Annotated in this window: 19 protein-coding genes; 9 read left to right on the top strand and 10 right to left on the bottom strand. The window is 66.4% G+C overall.

Translation table 11 applies throughout. The features are described 5' to 3' along the window. Positions 1-390: 390 nt before the first annotated feature. Entirely contained in the window at positions 391-1,548 is a 1,158-nt protein-coding gene (locus U6958_RS29025; RefSeq protein ID WP_016448014.1) for a 3-deoxy-7-phosphoheptulonate synthase, read from the top strand. A gap of 57 nt (positions 1,549-1,605) precedes the next feature. On the opposite strand, the gene U6958_RS29020 is transcribed toward U6958_RS29025, so the two are convergent. Further along, positions 1,606-1,974 carry a YqcC family protein gene (locus U6958_RS29020; RefSeq protein WP_016453140.1) on the bottom strand — a complete coding sequence of 123 codons (369 nt, stop codon included), beginning with the start codon at positions 1,972-1,974 and terminating at the stop codon, positions 1,606-1,608. 247 nt (positions 1,975-2,221) lie between these two features. Between U6958_RS29020 and U6958_RS29015 the strand changes: the two genes are divergently transcribed. Beyond that, entirely contained in the window at positions 2,222-2,539 is a 318-nt protein-coding gene (locus U6958_RS29015) for a hypothetical protein (RefSeq protein ID WP_016448012.1), read from the top strand. An 80-nt stretch (positions 2,540-2,619) separates the two neighbouring features. Here U6958_RS29015 and mpl read toward each other — a convergent pair whose 3' ends face one another. Continuing rightward, positions 2,620-4,059 (bottom strand): UDP-N-acetylmuramate:L-alanyl-gamma-D-glutamyl-meso-diaminopimelate ligase, encoded by a 1,440-nt coding sequence (gene mpl, locus U6958_RS29010; RefSeq protein ID WP_074922743.1) that lies wholly within the window; start codon positions 4,057-4,059, stop codon positions 2,620-2,622. Between the two features lie 244 nt (positions 4,060-4,303). Here mpl and U6958_RS29005 point away from each other — a divergent pair, with 244 nt between their 5' ends. The 7 genes from U6958_RS29005 to U6958_RS28975 all read left to right on the top strand — a co-directional run bounded on the left by U6958_RS29005 (position 4,304) and on the right by U6958_RS28975 (position 10,901). Further along, positions 4,304-4,912, top strand: coding sequence for a hypothetical protein (locus U6958_RS29005; RefSeq protein ID WP_016448010.1), 609 nt, complete (start codon positions 4,304-4,306; stop codon positions 4,910-4,912). A 46-nt stretch (positions 4,913-4,958) separates the two neighbouring features. Continuing rightward, the gene (locus tag U6958_RS29000; RefSeq protein ID WP_016448009.1) at positions 4,959-5,459 is read left to right on the top strand and encodes a TlpA disulfide reductase family protein; all 501 of its coding nucleotides are present in this window, start codon (positions 4,959-4,961) and stop codon (positions 5,457-5,459) included. 145 nt (positions 5,460-5,604) lie between these two features. Beyond that, entirely contained in the window at positions 5,605-6,069 is a 465-nt protein-coding gene (gene accB / locus U6958_RS28995; RefSeq protein WP_074922744.1) for an acetyl-CoA carboxylase biotin carboxyl carrier protein, read from the top strand. A gap of 132 nt (positions 6,070-6,201) precedes the next feature. Beyond that, positions 6,202-7,566 (top strand): acetyl-CoA carboxylase biotin carboxylase subunit, encoded by a 1,365-nt coding sequence (gene accC / locus U6958_RS28990; RefSeq protein WP_016448007.1) that lies wholly within the window; start codon positions 6,202-6,204, stop codon positions 7,564-7,566. 85 nt (positions 7,567-7,651) lie between these two features. Next, on the top strand, positions 7,652-8,542 hold the full coding sequence (prmA, locus tag U6958_RS28985) for a 50S ribosomal protein L11 methyltransferase (RefSeq protein WP_047217452.1): 891 nt from the start codon (positions 7,652-7,654) through the stop codon (positions 8,540-8,542). A 75-nt stretch (positions 8,543-8,617) separates the two neighbouring features. After that, the gene (locus U6958_RS28980) at positions 8,618-9,964 is read left to right on the top strand and encodes a zinc-ribbon and DUF3426 domain-containing protein (RefSeq protein ID WP_074922746.1); all 1,347 of its coding nucleotides are present in this window, start codon (positions 8,618-8,620) and stop codon (positions 9,962-9,964) included. Between the two features lie 34 nt (positions 9,965-9,998). Continuing rightward, positions 9,999-10,901 (top strand): carbohydrate kinase family protein, encoded by a 903-nt coding sequence (locus tag U6958_RS28975; protein ID WP_016448004.1) that lies wholly within the window; start codon positions 9,999-10,001, stop codon positions 10,899-10,901. 97 nt (positions 10,902-10,998) lie between these two features. On the opposite strand, the gene U6958_RS28970 is transcribed toward U6958_RS28975, so the two are convergent. The 8 genes from U6958_RS28970 to U6958_RS28935 form a co-directional block, all read right to left on the bottom strand. Then, positions 10,999-11,868 carry a hypothetical protein gene (locus U6958_RS28970; RefSeq protein ID WP_310042573.1) on the bottom strand — a complete coding sequence of 290 codons (870 nt, stop codon included), beginning with the start codon at positions 11,866-11,868 and terminating at the stop codon, positions 10,999-11,001. A gap of 267 nt (positions 11,869-12,135) precedes the next feature. Next, the gene (locus U6958_RS28965; protein ID WP_016448002.1) at positions 12,136-13,230 is read right to left on the bottom strand and encodes a ribonucleotide-diphosphate reductase subunit beta; all 1,095 of its coding nucleotides are present in this window, start codon (positions 13,228-13,230) and stop codon (positions 12,136-12,138) included. Positions 13,231-13,436: 206 nt separating this feature from the next. After that, positions 13,437-16,355, bottom strand: a complete 2,919-nt coding sequence (locus U6958_RS28960; RefSeq protein ID WP_016448001.1) for a ribonucleoside-diphosphate reductase subunit alpha — start codon at positions 16,353-16,355, stop codon at positions 13,437-13,439. A 529-nt stretch (positions 16,356-16,884) separates the two neighbouring features. Next, positions 16,885-17,544 (bottom strand): 1,6-anhydro-N-acetylmuramyl-L-alanine amidase AmpD, encoded by a 660-nt coding sequence (ampD, locus tag U6958_RS28955; RefSeq protein WP_074922749.1) that lies wholly within the window; start codon positions 17,542-17,544, stop codon positions 16,885-16,887. Beyond that, positions 17,531-19,045: a sigma-54 dependent transcriptional regulator gene (locus tag U6958_RS28950; RefSeq protein WP_016447999.1), complete on the bottom strand. Its 1,515-nt coding sequence runs from the start codon at positions 19,043-19,045 to the stop codon at positions 17,531-17,533. The genes ampD and U6958_RS28950 overlap by 14 nt, the downstream gene beginning before the upstream one ends. Then, positions 19,045-20,808, bottom strand: coding sequence for a PAS domain-containing sensor histidine kinase (locus U6958_RS28945; protein ID WP_016447998.1), 1,764 nt, complete (start codon positions 20,806-20,808; stop codon positions 19,045-19,047). Before U6958_RS28945 ends, U6958_RS28950 begins: the two co-directional genes overlap by 1 nt. Positions 20,809-20,810: 2 nt before the next feature. Next, on the bottom strand, positions 20,811-21,071 hold the full coding sequence (locus U6958_RS28940) for a PP0621 family protein (protein WP_017407445.1): 261 nt from the start codon (positions 21,069-21,071) through the stop codon (positions 20,811-20,813). Further along, positions 21,068-21,883 (bottom strand): inner membrane protein YpjD, encoded by an 816-nt coding sequence (locus U6958_RS28935; RefSeq protein WP_017407444.1) that lies wholly within the window; start codon positions 21,881-21,883, stop codon positions 21,068-21,070. Before U6958_RS28935 ends, U6958_RS28940 begins: the two co-directional genes overlap by 4 nt. Between the last annotated feature and the right edge of the window lie 64 nt (positions 21,884-21,947).

Genomic DNA, 21,947 nt, shown 5'->3' with positions numbered 1-21,947 from the left:
TTCAAAGGTGAATGCAAGAAAACTGCATGCCATCGTATTTTTATCCGTGTTGACGAAATATTTTTGCGTTGAACGGTTAAAAAAGCAGTTTAAGTGCGTGAAGGATTTTTAGGTTTCTCTCTGTGACACTGTGAAGTGCGCCCCCCGTGCTGCCATGGCCATGTTGCACTGCGAAAAATGACTGTGCTACATTCAGTTCCCATGCAAGCCCGTACCTCCTTCTACTTTTACTTTTGGTTCTCCTCCCCGGCGGAAGAGAGGTAAGCGCGCGCACCCGAACAAACCTCCCTCAGAACCGCCGAAGCTGCAGAGCCCGGCGGTTTTTTGTTTTTCCCCTCCCGATTCTTCGCTCCGTTTTCCACGATCCATCTTTCCTCACGAAAGCAAGCAATGACTGCTCATCAAGCTTCCCTCGCCGATTCCTGGTATCGCGGCGGTTCCCAAAAGACTGGCCAAACCGACGACGCACGTATCAAGGACATCACCGTGTTGCCCCCTCCCGAGCACCTCATTCGCTTCTTCCCCATCCGCGGTACGGCCGTCGAAACCCTGATCGGCGATACCCGCCGCACCATCCACAACATCATGGCTGGCGAGGATGACCGCCTGCTGGTCATCGTCGGCCCCTGCTCCATCCACGATCCGGCGGCCGCCATCGAGTACGCGCGCCGCCTGGCGCCCATACGCGAGCAGTACAAGGACACGCTGGAGATCGTGATGCGCGTGTACTTCGAAAAGCCGCGCACCACCGTGGGCTGGAAGGGGCTGATCAACGATCCCTACCTGGACCAGAGCTACCGCATCGACGAGGGCCTGCGCATTGCACGGCAACTGCTGATCGACATCAACCGCCTGGGCGTGCCGGCCGCCAGCGAGTTCCTGGACGTGATCTCTCCCCAGTACATCGCCGATCTGATCAGCTGGGGCGCCATCGGTGCGCGCACCACGGAAAGCCAGGTCCACCGTGAACTGGCCTCGGGCATCTCGGCGCCCATCGGCTTCAAGAACGGCACGGACGGCAACATCCGCATCGCCACCGACGCCATCCAGTCGGCCAGCCGTGGCCACCACTTCCTGTCGGTGCACAAGAATGGCCAGGTTGCCATCGTGAACACGGCGGGCAACCAGGATTGCCACGTCATCCTGCGCGGCGGCAAGACTCCCAACTACGACGCCGCCAACGTGGCCGCTGCCTGCGAGGACCTCGAAAAGGCGGGCCTGACGCCCACGCTGATGGTCGACTGCAGTCACGCCAACAGCTCCAAGCAGCATGAGCGCCAGAAGGACGTGGCCCGCGACATCGCCGGACAGATCAGCGGCGGCTCGCGCAGCGTGTTCGGCGTGATGATCGAAGGCCATCTCGTGGGCGGCGCCCAGAAGTTCACGCCCGGCAAGGACGAAGTGGCTGCCCTGACCTACGGCCAGAGCATTACCGACGCCTGCCTGGGCTGGGATGATTCCCTGGCCACGCTGGCCGAGCTGTCCGACGCCGTGCGGCAGCGCCGCGTCAAGCAGACCGAGGCGGCAGCAGCCTTGGTGGCTGCCTGAGGCGCAAAAGAAAACGGGGCGTCTGCGCCCCGTTTTTCGTGCCTGGCCGCTCCGTGGTCAGTGGGACGATGTGGCGTCCGGCGGAGTCAGACCGCACTGGTTCAGCGTGTCGTCTATGCCCTGCAGCAGGGCCAACAACTGGCGCTTGTCGAATTCCACGGGCTGGCTCCACTCATGTTCGGCCAGCGGATGCACGTGGCTTTGGCAGGGCAGCTGGCCGCCGGCCTCGATCACGGCACGCAGCCGGGGCAGGAAAACCCACTGCAGCCATTGCTGCAGCTTGAGCGTGTCGTACATGAAGGGCATGGTCGACGCCATGGCCTCGGGGCTTGGCGCCACGGCCGACCAGAGGCTCTGGCCGCGCAGCTCATCTTCGAGCTGCTGCAGCTGGTCAAGCAGTTTCTGGTGTGTGGTGTCGGTCGTCATGCGATGCGGTTGATGAAGATTCGGGGTCCAATCTGCAGGCGATTGTACGTTTGCACCTTGAAGCGGGCGCCGTACCGCCATGAAACACCTGCTGCTGGCAGTGCCAGCCCCAGGCTGCGGCGCTTGCGCCATGTCAGCTTGCCCGGGGTGTGGAAAAGGCGCTTGCGGTTAAGCTCGCGGTATGAGTAACGGCCCTGTCCGCGCGAGCAGGCACGGGGTTGTATCCAGTAATGACGAGAGGAGTTCCATGCGCAGCGAAGTGATTGTGGTGTTGGATGCCGGAAAAGAGTACCGCACGGACACCAACGGGCTCACCCCCATGAGTTCCGACGAAGGACGGCATTGGCTGGACCAGCAGTTCATCTCCATGGACTGCGAACCCCTGCGTGCCAGCGGCAAGGTACTGCTGGCCGACAAGCTGGTGGTGGTGGCGCGCGCGGCGCGTTCGCGTGCCGGGCTGTTCGACGACGAGCAGTGGCGCAACAGCTATGCCGTTGCAGCCCAGGCCGTGCTGTCCAAGCCGCTGATCCGTGTCGACGTGCCCGCCATGTCCATCAGCTACTGACGGCTGACAGGCGAAGGCACATGAAAGAAGCCCGGGCATGTCCCGGGCTTCTTTCATTGGGGGGCTTGCTTGCGCTTTGTTCAGCCTGCGGCCTGCAGGGCAGCCAGCAGCTTGGGATGTATGCCGCCGAAGCCGCCGTTGCTCATGCACACCACCTGGTCGCCCGGCCGGGCTGCTGCGAGGATCTGTCCGATCAGCGTGTCCATGTCGCCTGCCACCTGCGCCTTGCGGCCAGGGCCCACGCCCAGGGGATGCAGCGCCTCGGCGGCGTCCCAGTCCAGGCCGGCCGTGTGGCAGAACACCAGATCGGCGCTTTCCAGGGACCAGGGCAGTTGCGACTTCATGGTGCCCAGCTTCATGGTGTTGCTGCGCGGCTCGAACACCGCAAGGATGCGTGCCTGGCTGCCGAGTTTGCGGCGCAGGCCGTCCAGCGTGGTGCGTATGGCCGTGGGGTGGTGGGCGAAGTCGTCGTAGACGGATACGCCGCCCGCCATGCCGCGCAGCTCCATGCGTCGCTTGACGTTCTGAAAGCGCGCCAGCGCCTCGCAGGCCTGTGCCGGCGTCACGCCCACGTGCTCGGCTGCCGCAATGGCGGCCAGCGCATTGAGCTGGTTGTGTTCCCCGGTCAGCGCCCATTCCAGGCGGGCCACCTTGCGGCCACGGTGCAGCACGTCGAAGGCGCTCGGATCGCCCTCTGCGCTGAAGTCGCTGACCACCGCCCCGAAGCTGGAAACCTCGCTCCAGCAGCCCTGGTGCAGCACGCGGGTGATGCTTTCCTCGATGCCGTTGACAACAAGCCGGCCCGAAGCGGGGACGGTGCGCACCAGATGGTGGAACTGGCGTTCGATGGCACCGAGATCCTCGAAGATGTCGGCGTGATCGAACTCCAGGTTGTTGAGCACGGCCGTGCGCGGGCGGTAGTGCACGAACTTGCTGCGCTTGTCGAAGAAGGCCGTGTCGTATTCATCGGCCTCGATGACGAAGACGGGCTCCGCGCCGGCCGGGCCCTCGCCTGGCGTCGGGCGCCTGGATGCACCCAGGCGGGCCGAGACGCCGAAGTCCAGCGGCACGCCGCCGACCAGAAAGCCCGGGGCCAGGCCTGCGCATTCGAGAATCCAGGCCAGCATCGACGTCGTGGTCGTCTTGCCATGCGTGCCGGCCACGGCCAGCACATGGCGCGGGCAGGATGGATGGTGCAGCACATGTTCGCAAAGCCATTGCGGCCCGCTGGTGTAGGGAGCGCCGCTTTCGAGGATTGCCTCCATCAGCGGGAACTTGGGGCTGCCGTCGGGCAAGCGCGCGCGGCTGACCACGTTGCCTACGACATACATGTCGGGTTGCAGGGTCATCTGGTCGGCGCCGTAGCCCTCGATCAGCTCGATGCCCAGTGCACGCAGCTGATCGCTCATCGGCGGGTAGACGCCGGCGTCGCAGCCTGTGACGCGGTGCCCAGCCTCGCGCGCCAGCGCGGCCAGTCCGCCCATGAAGGTGCCGCAGATGCCCAGAATATGTATGTGCATGGCCGGGCATTCTACGGTTGCCGCCATGTCCGGGATGGCTGGCCTGCAAAAACAGGAGCTTGCGGCCCAGCAGGCACCGGGTCCCGGAAACACAAGGTTGCGAAATCGCCGGTGCAAGGCGCTGGCAGGAACATGCAAAGCCCGTCAGCGGCCGGCGTTGCCGCGGCTTGGGTCACAATGGCCCGGGGCCATCCGCAGGGAAGGCCTCTTATATATATGTAGGGATACAGCGGATCGTAAAGCCATGGACCAAGCCACTGCCGAAATTGCCCAGACTGCGGCCCGCCTCGTGGTCGAGGAAGGTCTGGAATGGGGGCCTGCCAAGCACCGCGCTGTGCGCCAGCTGGGACTGCCCTCGCGCACTGCGCTGCCGGGCAATGACCTGGTGGAAGAGGCTGTGCGCGAATACATCGCCCTGTTCTGCGCCGACACCCAGCCCCAGGAACTGCAGGCCCTGCGCGAGCTGGCTCTGCAATGGATGGATCGCCTGGCCGAGTTCCGTCCCCACCTGGCCGGCGCCGTCTGGCGCGGCACGGCCACGCGCCTGTCCGATATTTATCTGCAACTGTTTTGCGACGACCCCAAATCGGCAGAGATCGCACTGATCAACCAGCATGTGAACTACGAACCCAGCACCGTGACGGGATTCACCGGCCAGAGCGTGGAGGCGCTGAGCATCCATGCCTTCTGCCGCCCGCTGAACGAGGATGTGGGTGTGCACCTGCTGGTCCATGATCTTGACGATCTGCGCGGCGCGCTCAAGCCCGATGGACAGGGGCGCAGCCCGCGTGGCAGCGCAGAGGCATTGCGCAAGCTGTTGAACCAGGACGAAGGGGAGGCCGACCGTGGCTGATTCCGTGGATGCAGGTCAAAACACATCTTCCCGCCGCCGCTGGCTGATGGGCGGCGTTGCCGCCGCTGCGGGACTGGGTGGCGCCGGATTGGCCTGGTGGCGATTTCAGCCCCATGCCATGGAGTCCAGCGCCGAAGAGCAGCTGTGGCAGCAGCGTTTCATCACGCCGGATGGCTCGGCCATGACGCTGTCGCGCTGGCGTGGCAAGCCGGTGCTGGTCAATTTCTGGGCCACCTGGTGCCCGCCGTGCGTGCGCGAACTGCCCATGCTGGATGCCTTCTCGGCACGCCAAGACCAGCATGGCATTCAGGTCATTGGCCTGGCCGTGGACAAGCCCGAGGCAGTGCAGCGCTTTCTGGGCCGCACACCCCTGCGTTTCCCCGTGGCGCTGGCGGTGGAAGGCGGTCTGGGCCTGACCCGCTCGCTCGGCAATCTGCAGGGCGGACTGCCCTTCACCGTGCTGCTCGGCGAGGATGGCCTGGTGCGGCAACGTAAAATAGGTGAGCTTACTACCGAAGATCTGGCTTCCTGGAGCGCAAAAGGCTGATTTCCGCAGCGACCGAGCCTGTGCAGGCTCAGGAAATCCCCCGAATTCCATGGCGACGTTGATGAAAAATATGCCTCAAAGCACGCAGAAGGGCGAAATTGGAGTAAATTCGCGCCCTATTTAGTTGTTAGCCGCTGGAGCTCCCATGGATTTGCGAAAACTCAAGACCCTCATTGATCTGGTGTCCGAATCGAACGTGTCGGAACTGGAGATCACCGAAGCAGAGGGCAAGGTCCGGATCGTCAAGAGCGAAGGCGCCGTGGTGCAGCACTACGTGGCTGCGCCCATGCAGGCTCCGATAGCTGCGCCCGTGGCAGCACCTGTGGCCGCTCCTGCAGCAGCGCCCGTGGCAGCCCCTGCCGAGGCAGCCGTCGCGGGACATGTGGTGAAGTCGCCCATGGTCGGCACCTTCTACCGCGCATCCAGCCCTGGCGGCAAGCCTTTCGTGGAAGTGGGCAACCAGGTCAAGGAAGGCGAGACCATCTGCATCATCGAAGCGATGAAGATTCTCAACGAGATCGAGGCCGACAAGAGCGGCACCATTACCCGCATCCTGGGTGAAAACGGCCAGGCCGTCGAGTACGGCCAGCCCCTGTTCGTGATCGAGTAACCTGCAGGCGAGCGATGCCGCAAGCGGCACGACGCCCTGGCGCGAACGCATGCCGCGACGCGACAGAGCAATTGGCTCAACTGACGGCTTCGGCCTGCGTACCGCCGCAGGCACCAAGCCGCGAGGACCTTCATGTTTAAGAAAATTTTGGTTGCCAACCGGGGCGAGATCGCCCTGCGCATCCAGCGCGCCTGCCGTGAACTGGGCATCAAGGCGGTGATGGTGTATTCCGAGGCCGACCGTGACGCAAAGTACGTCAAGCTGGCCGACGAGGCCGTGTGCATCGGCCCCGCTCCTTCGCCGCTGAGCTACCTCAACATGCCGGCCATCATCTCGGCCGCCGAGGTGACCGACGCCGAGGCGATCCACCCTGGCTACGGCTTTCTCAGCGAGAACGCCGACTTTGCCGAGCGCGTGGAAAAGAGCGGCTTCACCTTCATCGGCCCCACGCCCGACAACATCCGCACCATGGGTGACAAGGTCTCGGCCAAGCAGGCCATGATCAAGGCGGGCGTGCCCTGCGTGCCGGGCTCGGACGGCGAACTGCCCGACGATCCGGTGCAGATCCGTCGCATCGCCAAGGCCGTGGGCTATCCGGTGATCATCAAGGCCGCAGGCGGCGGCGGTGGCCGTGGCATGCGCGTGGTGCATACCGAGGCGGCGCTGATCAATGCCGTGCAGATGACCAAGGCCGAGGCCGGTGCGGCCTTCGGCAATCCGGCCGTCTACATGGAGAAGTTCCTGCAGAACCCGCGCCATGTGGAAATCCAGATCCTGGCCGACAACCATCGCAATGCCGTCTACCTGGGCGAGCGCGACTGCTCCATGCAGCGCCGCCACCAGAAGGTCATCGAGGAAGCGCCGGCTCCCGGCATTCCCCGTCGCCTGGTCGAGAAGATCGGCGAGCGCTGCGCTGCAGCCTGCAAGAAGCTGGGCTACCGTGGCGCAGGCACCTTCGAGTTCCTCTACGAAAACGGCGAGTTCTACTTCATCGAGATGAACACGCGCGTGCAGGTGGAGCATCCGGTGACGGAACTGATCACGGGCGTGGACATCGTTCGCACCCAGATCATGGTGGCCGCAGGCGAGAAGCTGCCTTTCACCCAGCGCCAGATCAATGCCCAGCTCAAGGGCCATGCGATCGAATGCCGCGTGAATGCCGAGGACCCCTACAACTTCATGCCTTCGCCAGGCCGCATCACCATGTGGCATGCGCCCGGTGGCCCGGGCGTGCGCGTGGACTCGCACGTCTACAACAACTACTTCGTGCCGCCGAACTACGACTCCATGATCGGCAAGATCATCGTTCACGGCGACACGCGCGAGCAGGCGCTGGCACGCATGCGCACTGCGCTGCTGGAGACCGTGGTCGAAGGCATCAAGACCAACATCCCGCTGCACCAGGACCTGATGGTGGACGCCAAGTTCATGGAAGGCGGCACCAACATCCACTACCTGGAAGAGTGGCTGGCGCACCGCAACGCCAACAAGCGTTGAGCGGGTCACCCGATCGACCATGCATGCCGGCCCCCGGCGACGGCGGCCGGCATTTTTCATTGATTGCTTAGAAAAGGATGGGCCCATGTTCGAGTTGAGCCTGCTGTGCCCGGAAGACCGGGTCGAAACCATCAGCGATGCACTGGATGCGCTGGACGCCCTGAGCGTATCGGTCGAGGACGCCGACGCGCAGACCGAGGCCGAGCAGGCCCTGTTCGGCGAGCCCGGCATGCCGCCACCCAAGGACGGCTGGCAGCGCAGCCGCCTGGTGGCGCTGTTCCCCACGCAGCAAGCGGCCGAAGAGGCACGTGATCTGCTGCTGCCCCAGGACTTCTTCGAGGGCTGCAGCATCATCGCCGTCAAGCAGGTGCCCGAGCAGGACTGGGTGCGCCTGACGCAGTCGCAGTTCGCCCCCGTGGACATCACCCCCGAATTCTGGATTGTTCCCACCTGGCACGAGCTGCCGCCGCAGGCGCGCGTGAGCATCCGCCTGGACCCGGGCCTGGCCTTCGGCACGGGTACGCACCCGACCACGCGCATGTGCCTGCGCTGGATCGCACGCCAGCCCGAGGGCAGCCTGGGGCGCACGCTGGACTACGGCTGCGGCTCCGGCATCCTGGCCATCGGTGCGGCCAAGTTCGGTGCCACCGACATCGACGCGGTGGACATCGACCCGGCTGCCGTGGAGTCCACGCGCTACAACGCCGATGCCAACGCCGTGCAGTTGAAGGCCGGCCTGCCCGATGCCGTGACGGGTGAATACAGCACCGTGCTGGCCAACATCCTGGCCACGCCGCTCAAGGTGCTGGCGCCGCTGCTGTGCGCCCGCGTGGCGGAGGGTGGAAGCCTGGTGCTGGCCGGCATCCTGGAGCGCCAGGCCGACGAACTCAAGCAGGCCTACGCGCCGTACCTGGCACTCGAAGTCGCCGACAGCGAAGATGGCTGGATCCTGATGACCGCGCGCCGCGCGGCCTGATTTGCGCCACGAGTCCCTGCGCGGCTGCCGCCTTCATGGCGCGGGCCGCGAGCAGCTGCCTACAATCGATCGCTGATGAGCCAAGTCACCCGCTGTCCTGCCTGTGGAACCCGCTTCAAAGTGGTGGCCGACCAGCTGCGAATTTCGCAGGGGTGGGTGCGCTGCGGCGTCTGCCATGAAGTGTTCGATGCCTCCGAGGATCTGCAGCCCCTGCCGGCCACGCCTGCGCATGCCGCCGGCAATCCCGTGGCGGGCGGGGCATCGCTCGATGGGCCGGAATTCGAGGACGATGACATCCGCGAATTCCGGGAGTCCATGTGGCTGCCGACGGCGCCCGTGGGGCTGCCTGGGCGGGGTGCTCCGGCACCGGCTGCAGCCACGGCAACTGCTGCAAGCACGGCGCCTGCTGCCAGGGTCGAGCCTTCGTCTGCCGTGCCGCCTGCCGAAGCTGCGGCTCCGCAGGCGCCCGCGTCCGCGTCCCCGGCACCGCCTGCGCAGACCCCTTCGGCTTTTGCCGCCGACGATCCGGGCCGCGAGCTGCCTGGCGCGTCGCTGGTGGACGAGATCCTGGCGGCGTCCGTGGCTGCACCAGCGGCGCAGCCCCAGCCTGACGCGCGGCATGGGCCGGCGGTGGCGTCCCCGCCCGGCCTGGAGCCCGAACCCGAGCCCGAGCCTGAACCCCAGCCCGAGCCTGAACACAAGCCTGTTTCCGCGCCATCGCCGCACAAGGTGGATGGTGCCGTGCCGTCCCAGAAAGCCGATGCGCCTTCGCTGTCCGTCCCGACGGGCCTGGTCCGTGAATCGGAGCGGCAGGCGCAGGTATCCGTGCCTTCGCCGGAGTTCTCCCGCTGGCCCGACAGCGACGGCGAGGGTGGCAGCGACGACCAGCCTGCGCTGCCCGAGGCCGAGCCCGGCTTTGTGCGTCAGGCGCGGCGCAAGGCCTTCTGGCGCCGGCCTGCCGTACGCGTGGCCCTTGTGCTGGGCTGCCTGCTGGGCGCGGGCGCTTTGGCAGGCCAGGTGATGTGGGGCCAGCGCGATGCGCTGGCCGTGCAGCATCCTTCGCTGGCGCCCACGCTGCAGACCCTGTGCGCCATGGCGGGCTGCGAGCTGCAGCCGCGCCGACAGATCGGCGATGTGGTGATCGGCAGTTCGGGTTTTCGGCAGCTGCCGCGCAACGGCCAGTACCAATGGAGCCTGAGCCTGGAGAACCGTTCCGACTTCCCCGTGGCCATGCCCGCTGTCGAACTCACGCTCACCGATGCGCAGGACAAGCTGCTGCTGCGGCGCGTGATCCGGCTCGACCAGTTCGGTGCCCCCGCGCAGATCGAGGGCCATGGCGAATGGAGCGTGACCGCCCCGGTCGAAGTGCAGGGCCTGGAGTCCGCCGTTGCCGGTTACCGCGCCCTGGTTTTTTATCCCTGATTCCCCTGACTCTTCAAGAAAGCCGAGACACACCATGGCCGCTCTCATCTGCGGATCGCTTGCGTTCGACAACATCATGACCTTCGACGGAAGGTTTGCCGACCAGATCCTGCCTGACCAGTTGCACATCCTCAATGTGTCCTTCCTGGTGCCCACGCTGCGCCGCGATTTCGGCGGGTGCGCGGGCAACATCGCCTATGCGCTGAGGCTGCTGGGGGGCGATGCCTGGCCCATGGCCATGGTGGGCAGTGACGGTGCCGACTATGTGCAGCGCCTGCAGGAGCTGGGCGTGCACACGGCGCACATCGGCCAGTTGCAGGACACGCACACGGCCCAGTGCATGATCATGACCGACCGCGACAACAACCAGATCACGGCCTTCCACCCGGGCGCCATGATGCAGGCCCACGGCAACCGCATCACGCCCGAACTCAGGGAGCAGGTGCGCGTGGGCATCATCGCTCCCGATGGCCGCGAGGCCATGATCGAGCATGCCCAGCAGTTCAAGGCTGCAGGCATTCCCTTCGTCTTCGATCCGGGCCAGGGCCTGCCCATGTTCGACGGGCAGGATCTGCGCCGCTTCATCGAGCAGGCCGACTGGGTGGCCGTGAACGACTATGAAGCCCGCATGCTCAGCGAGCGCACGGGCTGGAGCCTGGAGCAGATTTCAGGGCAGGTGCAGGGCCTGGTGGTGACGCTGGGCGCGCAAGGCTGCGAGGTCTGGGTGCAAGGCACCAAGACCCCGGTGGCGCCTGTGCAGCCCGCTGCCGTGGTTGACCCCACGGGCTGTGGCGACGCGTGGCGTGGCGCCCTGCTTTTCGGCCTGGAGCGTGGCTGGGATCTGGTGCGTTGTGCAGAACTGGGCAACCGCCTGGGTGCGCTCAAGATTGCCAGCCGCGGCCCGCAGAACTACGTGCTGGACTTCGCCAAGCCCTGAGGCGGTGATCGCCGGGTGGCGGTACAGCCGCCATCGTCGCAATGAAAAAAGCCCGACTCGAAAGAGCCGGGCTTTTTGCTTTGAGACCGGAGAAGTCTCAGGGCTTGCTGCCTGTGGGGAAGGGCCATGCGGCTTGGGGTGCCAGGCGGGTTTGCGCGATGGGCGCGGGTGCGGCAGCGGGAGCTGCAGGCGCGGCAGCGGCGGGAGCTGCTGCGGCCTTCTTGGGAGCAGCGGCCTTCTTCGGCGCTGCAGCCTTCTTGGCGGGAGCGGCAGGAGCTGCTGCAGCCTTGGCGGGTGCTGCTGCGGGCTTGGCAGCCGGTGCAGCGGCGGGCTTCTTGGCCGCAGGAGCTGCAGCCTTCTTGGCGGGAGCTGCGGCCTTCTTGGCGGCAGGAGCAGCAGCCTTCTTGGCAGGCGCGGCAGCCTTCTTTGCAGCAGGAGCAGCAGCCTTCTTGGCGGGCGCTGCGGCCTTCTTGGCAGCAGGCGCAGCAGCCTTCTTGGCAGGAGCTGCGGCCTTCTTGGCAGCAGGAGCAGCAGCCTTCTTGGCGGGAGCAGCGGCCTTCTTTGCAGCAGGAGCAGCAGCCTTCTTGGCAGGAGCGGCGGCCTTCTTTGCAGCAGGCGCAGCGGCCTTCTTGGCGGGAGCGGCGGCCTTCTTGGCAGCAGGAGCAGCAGCCTTCTTGGCGGGAGCAGCGGCCTTCTTTGCAGCAGGAGCAGCAGCCTTCTTGGCGGGAGCAGCGGCCTTCTTTGCAGCAGGCGCAGCAGCCTTCTTGGCAGGAGCGGCGGCCTTCTTGGCAGCAGGAGCAGCAGCCTTCTTGGCGGGAGCAGCGGCCTTCTTCGCAGCAGGCGCAGCAGCCTTCTTGGCAGCAGGAGCAGCAGCCTTCTTGGCGGGAGCGGCAGCCTTCTTTGCAGCAGGAGCCGCAGCCTTCTTGGCGGGCGCTGCCTTGGCAGTAGTGGCCGTGGCTTTCTTCACGGCTTCAGCCTTGGGGGCGGCCGCCTTTTTGGCGGTGGTCTTCTTGTCGGTGGGGGCCTTGGTAGAGGCCGTCTTCTTCGCAGTTGCCATCATCTTCTCCTTCGTTGATTTGCACAAAACACTTCGGGGTACGGGGCTCCGAAGCGATTCAATGCGATGTGGAGTGACGCATCGCAATGAACACGGAGACGCCCCACGCCGCAACACCATCGGTATTGCAAAAGCGTGAAGCGCGTCATGGTTCGCATTGTGCCTGCAGAGAAGCGATTAATCCCAGGAAAGTGCGCCTCCGGTTTGATACTCGATGACGCGTGTCTCAAAGAAGTTACGTTCCTTCTTCAAATCGATCATCTCGCTCATCCAGGGGAACGGGTTTTCCTCGTTGGGGAACAGGGCCTCCAGGCCGATCTGCGTGGCGCGGCGGTTGGCGATGTAGCGCAGGTAGCCCTTGAACATCGATGCGTTCATGCCCAGCACGCCGCGCGGCATGGTGTCCTCTGCGTAGCGGTATTCCAGCTCGACGGCCTTGACGAAAAGCGCCGTGATTTCTTCCTTGAATTCGGGTGTCCACAGCTGCGGATTTTCGAGCTTGAGCTGGTTGATCAGGTCGATGCCGAAGTTGCAGTGCATGGACTCGTCGCGCAGGATGTACTGGTACTGCTCGGCAGCGCCGGTCATCTTGTTCTGACGGCCCAGGGCCAGGATCTGCGTGAAGCCCACGTAGAAGAACAGGCCCTCCATCAGGCAGGCGAAAACGATGAGCGACTTCAGCAGCGTCTGGTCGGTCTCGAAGGTGCCGGTCTTGAAGCTGGGGTCCATGATCGCCTCGATGAAGGGGATCAGGAATTCGTCCTTGTCGCGGATGGAGGGAACCTCGAGATAGGCGTTGAAGATCTCGCCTTCATCCAGGCCCAGCGACTCCACGATGTACTGGTAGGCGTGGGTGTGGATGGCTTCCTCGAAGGCCTGGCGCAGCAGGAACTGGCGGCACTCGGGTGCGGTGATGTGGCGGTAGGTGCCCAGCACGATGTTGTTGGCAGCCAGCGAGTCGGCCGTCACGAAGAAGCCCAGGTTGCGCTTGACGATACGGCGCTCGTCCTCGGTCAGGCCGTTGGGGTCCTTCCACAGGGCGATGTCGCGGTTCATGTTCACTTCCTGCGGCATCCAGTGGTTGGCGCAGGTGGCCAGGTACTTTTCCCAGGCCCACTTGTACTTGAAGGGCACCAGCTGGTTGACGTCGGTCTTGGCGTTGATGATTCGCTTGTCGGCGGCGTTGACGCGCTGGTGTGTGCCGGTGGCGGGGGCAGCTCCTGCGCCGGTCGGCGTGTTCGAGAGGGTGGCGTCGTCGTCAAAGGTCAGCATTGCAATTTTCTCCGGCATGCCCTGAGGCATATGTTCAGTTCATTCGGTGCGAAAGAGGCCTCTCTTTCTGCTCCGGTCAATGTAGGACCATGGGTGGCCTGGCATGTTGAGCAGGCCCAAGGTCCATGGCGAAGATCCTGCGCATGGCGCTGGCTGGCGGGCAGGGCGCGGGGCCTGCGCCGTGGCGAGGCCCCGCGCTGCGCGGCTTACTGGCAGGCTTCGCAGCCGGGATCGTCGATGGCGCAGAACTTGATGTCCGTCGCCGGGGCCTGGGCGCGTGCGGCGGCTGCCGCGGCTTCCAGGGCGCTGGAGGTGCTCACGGCAGCGGGCTGGGCGGCAGCCGTGGGCACTGCGTTGAGCACGCGGCTTTGCACCGTGGACTTCTCGATGTTGGTGGCGCTGGTGGTGCGCAGGTAGTAGGTGGTCTTCAGGCCACGCAGCCAGGCCAGCTTGTAGGTGTCGTCCAGCTTCTTGCCCGAGGCGCCGGCCATGTAGATGTTCAGGCTCTGGGCCTGGTCGATCCACTTCTGGCGGCGTGCAGCGGCCTCAACCAGCCAGGTGGGCTCGACCTCGAAGGCGGTGGCGTACAGGTTCTTGACGTCCTGGGGCACGCGGTCGATGGGGCGCAGCGAGCCGTCGAAATGCTTGAGGTCCATGACCATCACGTCGTCCCACAGGCCCAGGCGCTTCAGGTCGCGCACCAGGTACTGGTTGATGACGGTGAACTCGCCGGACAGGTTGGACTTGACCGACAGGTTGCCGAACGAAGGCTCGATGGAGGCATCGACGCCGACGATGTTGGAGATGGTCGCCGTGGGCGCGATGGCCACGCAGTTGGAGTTGCGCATGCCGTGCTGGCCGATCTTGGCGCGCAGCGCATCCCAGTCCAGGCGCGAGGAACGGTCCACTTCCACGTAGCCGCCGCGGGCCTTCTCCAGCAGGTTCAGCGTGTCCAGCGGCAGGATGCCCTGGTCCCACAGCGAGCCCTTGTAGCTGGAGTACTGGCCGCGTTCCCTGGCCAGTTCGGTGGAGGCCCAGTAGGCGTAGTAGCAGATGGCTTCCATCGACTGGTCGGCGAACTCGACGGCCGCGTCGCTGGCGTAGGCGATGCGCATTTCATAGAGCGCATCCTGGAAGCCCATCAGGCCCAGGCCCACGGGGCGATGGCGCAGGTTGGAGTCCTTGGCCTTCTGCACGGCGTAGTAGTTGATGTCGATCACGTTGTCCAGCATGCGCATGGCCGTGGTGATGGTCTTGCGCAGCTTGCCGTGGTCGATGGCGCCGTTGGTGATGTGGCGCGCCAGGTTGACCGAGCCCAGGTTGCAGACGGCAGTCTCGGTGTCGCTGGTGTTCAGCGTGATCTCGGTGCACAGGTTGGACGAGTGCACCACGCCGGCGTGCTGCTGGGGCGAGCGCACGTTGCAGGGGTCCTTGAAGGTGACCCAGGGGTGGCCGGTCTCGAACAGCATGGACAGCATCTTGCGCCACAGGTCCACGGCCGGGATGCGCTTGAACAGCTTGAGCTCGCCGGTGTCGGCCTTGGTTTCGTAGGCCGTGTAGGCACGCTCGAAGGCTGCGCCGAAGAGGTCGTGCAGGTCGCCGACATCGGAGGGCGAGAACAGGGTCCACTGGCCCTTTTCCATGACGCGCTTCATGAACAGGTCGGGAATCCAGTTCGCCGTGTTCATGTCGTGCGTGCGGCGGCGGTCGTCGCCCGTGTTCTTGCGCAGCTCGAGGAATTCCTCGATGTCCAGGTGCCAGGTCTCCAGGTACGTGCAGACGGCGCCCTTGCGCTTGCCGCCCTGGTTCACGGCCACGGCCGTGTCGTTGACCACCTTGAGGAAGGGCACCACGCCCTGCGACTCGCCGTTCGTGCCCTTGATGCGCGAACCCAGGGCGCGCACGCGCGTCCAGTCGTTGCCCAGGCCGCCGGCGAACTTGGACAGCAGGGCGTTTTCCTTGATCGACTCATAGATGCCGTCCAGATCGTCGGGCACCGTGGTCAGGTAGCACGAAGACAGCTGCGAGCGCAGCGTGCCGCTGTTGAACAGCGTGGGCGTGCTGCTCATGAAGTCGAAGGAAGACAGCAGTTCGTAGAACTCGATGGCGCGCGCGTTGCGGTCCTCTTCCTGCAGCGCCAGGCCCATGGCCACGCGCATGAAGAAGGACTGGGGCAGCTCGATGCGCGTCTTGCGCACGTGCAGGAAGTAGCGGTCGTACAGGGTCTGCAGGCCCAGGTAGTCGAACTGCTGGTCGCGCTCGGCCTTGAGGGCGGCAGCCAGGCGGGGCAGGTCGTAGTTCAGCAGCTCGGGGTTGAGCAGCTCGTTGTCCACGCCCTTCTGGATGAAGCCGGGGAAGTAGGCGGCGTAGGCCGACTGGATGTCGGCAGGCTGCACGTCGTGGCCCATGACCTCGCGCACGATGGTGTGCAGCAGCAGGCGGGCGGTGACGTAGGTGTAGTCGGGGTCCTTTTCGATCAGCGTGCGCGCGGCCAGGATGGAGGCCTTGAAGACTTCTTCGATCGGCACGCCGTCGTACAGGTTGCGCAGCGTCTCGGCAACGATGGGCGCGGCCTGGATGTCGGCATTGAGGTTGCGGCAGGAGGCCTCGATCAAGGCCAGCAGGCGGGCCTGGTCCAGAGGAACGCGCTGGCCGTTGTCGGTCACATGCAGCACGGGGGCGGGCGCGGCCGCAGCGGCGGCAGCGGCCTCGGCGGCCTTCTTCTGCTCGGCACGTTCCTGGTTGCGGCGGTCGCGGTACAGCACATAGGCGCGCGCCACGTCGTGGTGGCCGCCGCGCATCAGGCCCAGCTCGACCTGGTCCTGCACGTCTTCAATATGGAAGGTGCCGCCGCCCGGACGCGAGCGCAGCAGGGCGCGCACCACGGCCTGGGTGAGCTCGTCCACGGTCTCGCGCACGCTGGCGGAGGCAGCGCCCTGGGCGCCGCGCACGGCCAGGAAGGCCTTGGTCAGCGCGACGGCGATCTTTTGCGGGGTGAAGGGCACCACGTCGCCGCTGCGGCGGATGATCTGGTAGCCGTCCTGCACGGACAGGTGATGGGCGGAGGAAGGATTGGCAGCATCACCGTGCGCAGCGGGAGCCAAAGAATTCAGTGCTTCTTGCATGAGTTTCCTCAACGGGTGTTTGTGGATAGAACGGACGCGGACCTGCACTGGGGGCAGGCTTGCTGGGAGATGGAATCGATGGCCGGATGTGCACACCGTTTTCACAGGGTGTGCACAGCTTGTGAACACTAGATATGGTGTCCGGCGTGCTCTCAGGCACTACCTGTAGTGTATCGCCGTCTCATGTACACGGGGTACTCACGGCCGGAAAACCGCTGTTTGCGCTGCGCCAAAACAGTGCCCAGCATGCAAGCCCATAGCAGCAGATCACCGCTGCGCGGTGGCTGGCGGGCGATGGCCTGTCGCAAGCCGCTACAGCCTTGCCGCTGCGCCGGTCGGACCGCCGAAAGCCCCATGAACAGTGGGGCTGCGACACATGCGTGAATTTGTAAAAAAAGATCAGGCCGGCCCGGCGTGCGCCTGCGCGCCACATGGGTTGCTTTCTGGATTGACAGCGCACTTTTCCTGGGCCTGTGGACAAGCCGGCCTGCGTGCAAGGCCTGGCGGAGTCCGGCAGGAGGGTGTGTGCTTACGTGGAGGGCTGGCCGGCGCGGGGCGGCAACTGCCAGTTCGCCGTGGCCTGGTGACGGGACAGCAGCCCGCGCAGCCGGGGCCAGTCGAAGCCGGGGCCGGGATCGCGTTTGCGGCCGGGCGCAATGTGCTCATGGCCTGCGAGATGGGCGACGGGGTAGCGTGCGGCGATGGCTTCGCACAGGTTCTCCAGGGCCGCATATTGCGCCGGCTCGAACGGCAGTCCCTCCAGGCCCTCCAGCTCTATGCCGATGGAGTCGTCGTTGCAGCGATCCTTGCCGCGCCAGCTGGAGGCGCCCGCATGCCAGGCGCGCGCGTCACAGTCCACAAATTGCCAGACCTCGCCCAGGCGCGTGACGAAGAAATGGGCCGACACCTCCAGGCCGCGTATGCCCTGGTAGTAAGGATGGGCGTCCCAGTCGAGCTGGTTGGTGAACAGTTGCTGGACCGCCCCCGTGCCGTACTCGCCGGGGGGCAGGCTGATGGAGTGCACGACGACCAGATCGACCAGGGCCTGGGCCGGGCGCTCGCCGAAGTTGGGCGAGGGCAGGTGGCGTGCCTGTTGCAGCCAGCCGCCTTGCCAGGTCCAGGCCGGGCCCATGGTCGTGGTCGTGGTCGTGGTCGTGGTGGCTTGTGCCTGCGGATCAGGCTTCGCCATGGCCGCCTCCGTCCGCCTCGGCGCTGGCGTCGCCGGGCAGGGCGATGTTCAGCCGGTCGATGCGGTAGCGGATCTGGCGCAGGCTCAGCCCCAGGCGCGCGGCCGTGGCCGTGCGGTTGAAGCCGTTTTCCTGCAGCGCCTGCACCAGGATGCCGCGCTCGCGCTCGTCCAGCCAGGCCTGCAGGTCGCGGGGCAGCTCCATGTCGGCAGGCTCCGGCGGCGGTGCGGCGCCGTCGTGCGCCTGGGTCTGCGCCGATGCGGGTGGAGCCGGCGGAGTGCCGCAGGGCAGCTGCATCTCGGGGTCTATGCGCAGCGGCCCTTCCTCGCCCAGCGTGATGGCGCGGTGCAGCAGGTTCTCCAGTTCACGCACATTGCCGGGCAGGGGCAGGCGGGCGATCTGCTCCAGGGAACGCTCGTCGATCTCGGGCATGGGCAGGCCCGACTCCTGCGACAGCCGTGCCAGCAATGCACGGCACAGCGCGGGCAGGTCCTCGCGGCGCTCGCGCAGCGGCGGAAGAAGTACTTCGATGACGTTGAGGCGGTAGTACAGGTCCTGGCGAAAACGTCCTGCCTGCACGTCGGCGGCCAGGTCGCGGTGGGTGGCGCTGACGATGCGCACGTCGGCTGCTTCCTCCTGCGCCGAGCCCAGGGGGCGCACGCGGCGTTCCTGGATGGCGCGCAGCAGCTTGGCCTGCATGGGCAGCGGCAGGTCGCCGATTTCGTCGAGGAACAGGGTGCCGCCGCGTGCCGCCTGGAAGTAGCCGTCGCGGTCCTGGGTGGCTCCGGTATAGGAGCCCTTGCGGGCGCCGAAGAACTCGGCTTCCAGCAGGTTTTCGGGGATGGCGCCGCAGTTCACGGCCACCATGGGGCCGTGGGCGCGCTGGCTGCAGGCGTGCAGGGCGCGCGCCACCAGCTCCTTGCCCGTGCCCGACTCGCCGTGCACCAGCACCGGCGCCATGCCGCGCGCCACCTTGGCAATGCGCTGCTTGACGGCCTGCATGGCGGGCGACTCCCCAACCATGGCGTCGAGCGCCCCGCCGCCGCTGAGCACGGGGCTTGCGGCCGACGCCGCCGAGGGGCTGCGCGCCGGCATCACGCCGGGGGGCGGCACGCCGCCCACGCCCTGGGCGGCCGAGGCCACGACCAGGCGGAACTGCTTGAGGTCCACGGGCTTGGTCAGATAGTCGAAGGCGCCCGAGCGCAGGGCTTCGACGGCATTTTCGGCCGAGCCGTAGGCGGTCATGACCACGCAGCGTTCTCGCCGCTGCTGGTTGCGCAGGTCCTGCAGCAGCTCCATTCCCATGCCGTCGGGCAGGCGCATGTCGGTGATGACCACGTCGAAGCGCTGGGTCTGCAGCTGTTCGCGCGCCTCGCCCACGCTGGCGGCGGTTTCCACGCGGTAGCCTTCGCGCAGCAGGGTCAGTTCATAGAGGGTGCGCAGATCCGGCTCGTCGTCCACGACAAGAATCGATGCGGCAGCGGGCAGGGAGTTCAAGGGCATCACACCACAATCTGGTCAAACAGGGAGGCCGGCAGAGCCGATGCGGCGCCGGCGCGGAACACGATGCTGAAGGCATTGCCCTCGACAGGGCCGTGCGGCGCGGGCCGCGACAGCCGCTGGTAGCTGATGCCTGCATCGTAGCGCTGGCACAGCTCGCGGCAGATGTACAGGCCCAGGCCGCTGGAGCGGCTTTCCGACGAGAAGAAGGGCTCGAACAGATGGCGCTGCACCGTGGGCTCCAGTGCGGCGCCGTCGCTCCAGACCTGCAGCCAGATCTGGCCTGCGGCCGGCGCGCCGGTCAGCACCTGCAGCGTATGCGGCTGCTGGGCGTTGCTGCGGTAGCGCTGGGCGTTGTCCAGCAGGTTCACCAGGATGCGGCGCAGGTGCTCGCCGTCGAACACCACGGTCCTTGCGCGCGCGTCCAGCAGCAGCTGGATGCTGCGCGCAGGCTGGCCCTGGGCCTGCCACTCCTGGCAGGCCTGGGCCACATGCTGGTCCAGGTCCAGCAGGCCGGCGTGGGCCTCGCCAATGTGCTGCTGGGCCCGCGCGATGTTGAGCACGTCCTCGACGGTGCGCGCCAGCCGCTCGGCGTTCTGGCCCACGATGCGGCACAGCTGCTGCTGGGCCGGGTTCTGCGCCAGATCTTCTGCCAGCAGGGCGTTGGCCTGGGTGATGGCGGCCAGCGGATTGCGGATCTCATGGGCCACGGCGGCGGACATGCGGCCCATGGAGGCCAGCTTTTCCGTGCGCAGCCGCGCCTCCAATTCGCGCAGGTCGTGCAGAAAGACCACGCACAGCTGCTGCAGCAGCGCGGGCTCGGCGGCATCGGTGGCGTCGGACGGGGTGGCGACCTCGGTCAGCCAGGTTCGCAGATGCAGTCCCGTCATGCCTTCCTGGCCGATGGACTGCAGATGGATGGCGGCCGATATCGGCAGGTTCTGGGCAAAGCTCTGGGCCACGGCATCCTGCAGCCGCTGCCAGCCGGCGTGTTCCTTGAGGGCGAAGGGCAGGGCATGCGCGTCGGCCAGTCCCAGCAGGTGCAGCGCGGCCGGGTTGGCCTGCTGCACGCGGAATTGGGGATCAACCACCAGCACGCCTTCGCCCAGGTGGCGGATCACCAGGGCATTGACCTGCTCCTGGGCCTGGGCCTTGCGGCTGCTGTGCTGTGCCAGGTGCCGCTCGCGCCGCACGCGGCGCGCCAGCTCGTGCGTCAGATAGGCCACGGCGAAATAGCCTGCGCAGGCAAAGCTGGCCTGGTAGTAGGCCTGGGTACTTTCTATGCGGCCCGCCAGGTCCTGCCATGCGACCCAGCCCAGGGTCAACAGCGTGACGCTGGCCGTGGTGGCCAGCGCCAGCGTCAGATTGCCCAGCACGGCCGAAATCAGGATGGGGATGGCCAGCAGGGCCGAGTAGTTGAGCGGGCCTGTCTGCAACACCTGCAGCAGGCAGATGGCCGCGATGTCCACGCCGATCACGGGCAGCCAGTGCACGCCGGCGCGGGCAGAGGGCGGCTGCTCGCGTGCGGTCAGCCGCACCAGCAGCGTCAGCCCCAGGTAGCCCAGGCAGACCAGCCAGACCAGGGGATTGCCGCCGGGCTGCACGCTGAGCAGCGCCAACTGCAGCAGCAGCAGCGCAGTGGCGATGAGAACGCGGCCCGTCAGAAATCCCTGCCACAGCCGGACGAAGGGGGCGTTGGCGTCGTGCGGCGACTGCGCCGTGGCCTCGTCGATGGTGGGCGGCGGGGAGCGGGCGGCGTCCTGCATGCTCAGCGCCGTTGCGCCAGGGCCCGGTGCTCGGCGCTGCAATAGCTGCGGCCTGCGGCCTCGATGGCTTCGCTGCGCGGCAGGTGCAGGCCGCAGTGCGCGCATTCGACCATGTCCTGTGGAGCCGCCAGCGGCGCGTTGGCCGGGTTGGCCGGGTTGCGCGGCGCAGCCGCCTGGCGCCGCTCACGGGCCTCGGTGCGGCGCTGGCTGCGCCAGACGCCGACGGCAATGACGATGACGATCAGGACCAGCAGGTACTTCATGCGGCGCGCTCCAGCAGCACTTCCATCACGAAGCGTGATCCCGCATAGGCCAGCAGCAGCAGCGCGGCGCCTGCGTAGAGCACGCGCACGGCGCTGCGGCCACGCCAGCCAAAGCGCGCACGGCCGATCAGCAGCACGGCAAAGGTCAGCCACGACAGCAGCGAGAACACCGACTTGTGGTTCCAGACCCAGGCCTTGCCGTAGAGCTGTTCGCCGAACAGCCAGCCTGCGGCCAGCGTGGCCGTGAGCAGCACAAAGCCTGCGGACACGAAGCGGAAGGTCAGGCGCTCCAGCGTGAGAAGGGGCAGGCCGCTGTCATGCCCGCCGCCGCCCAGCCGCATGTGCTGCTCGGCGCGTGTCATCAGCGAGGCATGGACCACGGCGGCGGCGAACAGTCCGTAGGAGGCAATGCCCAGCGCCAGGTGCAGCGGCAGCCAGGGCGAGGCGTTGACATGCAGGGGCGTTCCCGGAAACAGCGCGGCCAGGAGCACGGCGGCCGTGCCCAGCGCTGACAGCGCCAATTGCGCGCGCATCTTGGGGAACAACTGCTGTTCGACCCCATAGACGGTGAGCACCAGCCAGGCCGTCATGGACAGTGCTGGCGCGAACCCGAAGTGCGGCTGTTCCCCGAGCAGGCCCCAGGCCAGGGCCAGGGCGTGGAGCACCCAGGCCAGGCGCAATGCGGCGCGGGCGCCAGCATGGCTGATGCGTCGGGCACCGGCAGCCGGCACGGCATAGGCCACGGCTGCGGCAAGCGCCAGCATCCAGCCCAGGGGCGATGCGTTGGCGGAAATCAGGGGGACGGAGAGCATCTTTCTATGATAGCTGTGGCTTTCCTGCCGCCGGTTGTGCAGGCTCAGAATCCGGGCGCCGTGC

The sequence above is a fragment of the Delftia lacustris genome, assembly GCF_040267515.1.
Classification (GTDB): domain Bacteria; phylum Pseudomonadota; class Gammaproteobacteria; order Burkholderiales; family Burkholderiaceae_C; genus Comamonas; species Comamonas tsuruhatensis.
Note: the sequence above shows the minus strand (reverse complement) of the source record. Positions and strands in the feature narration are given on the sequence as shown.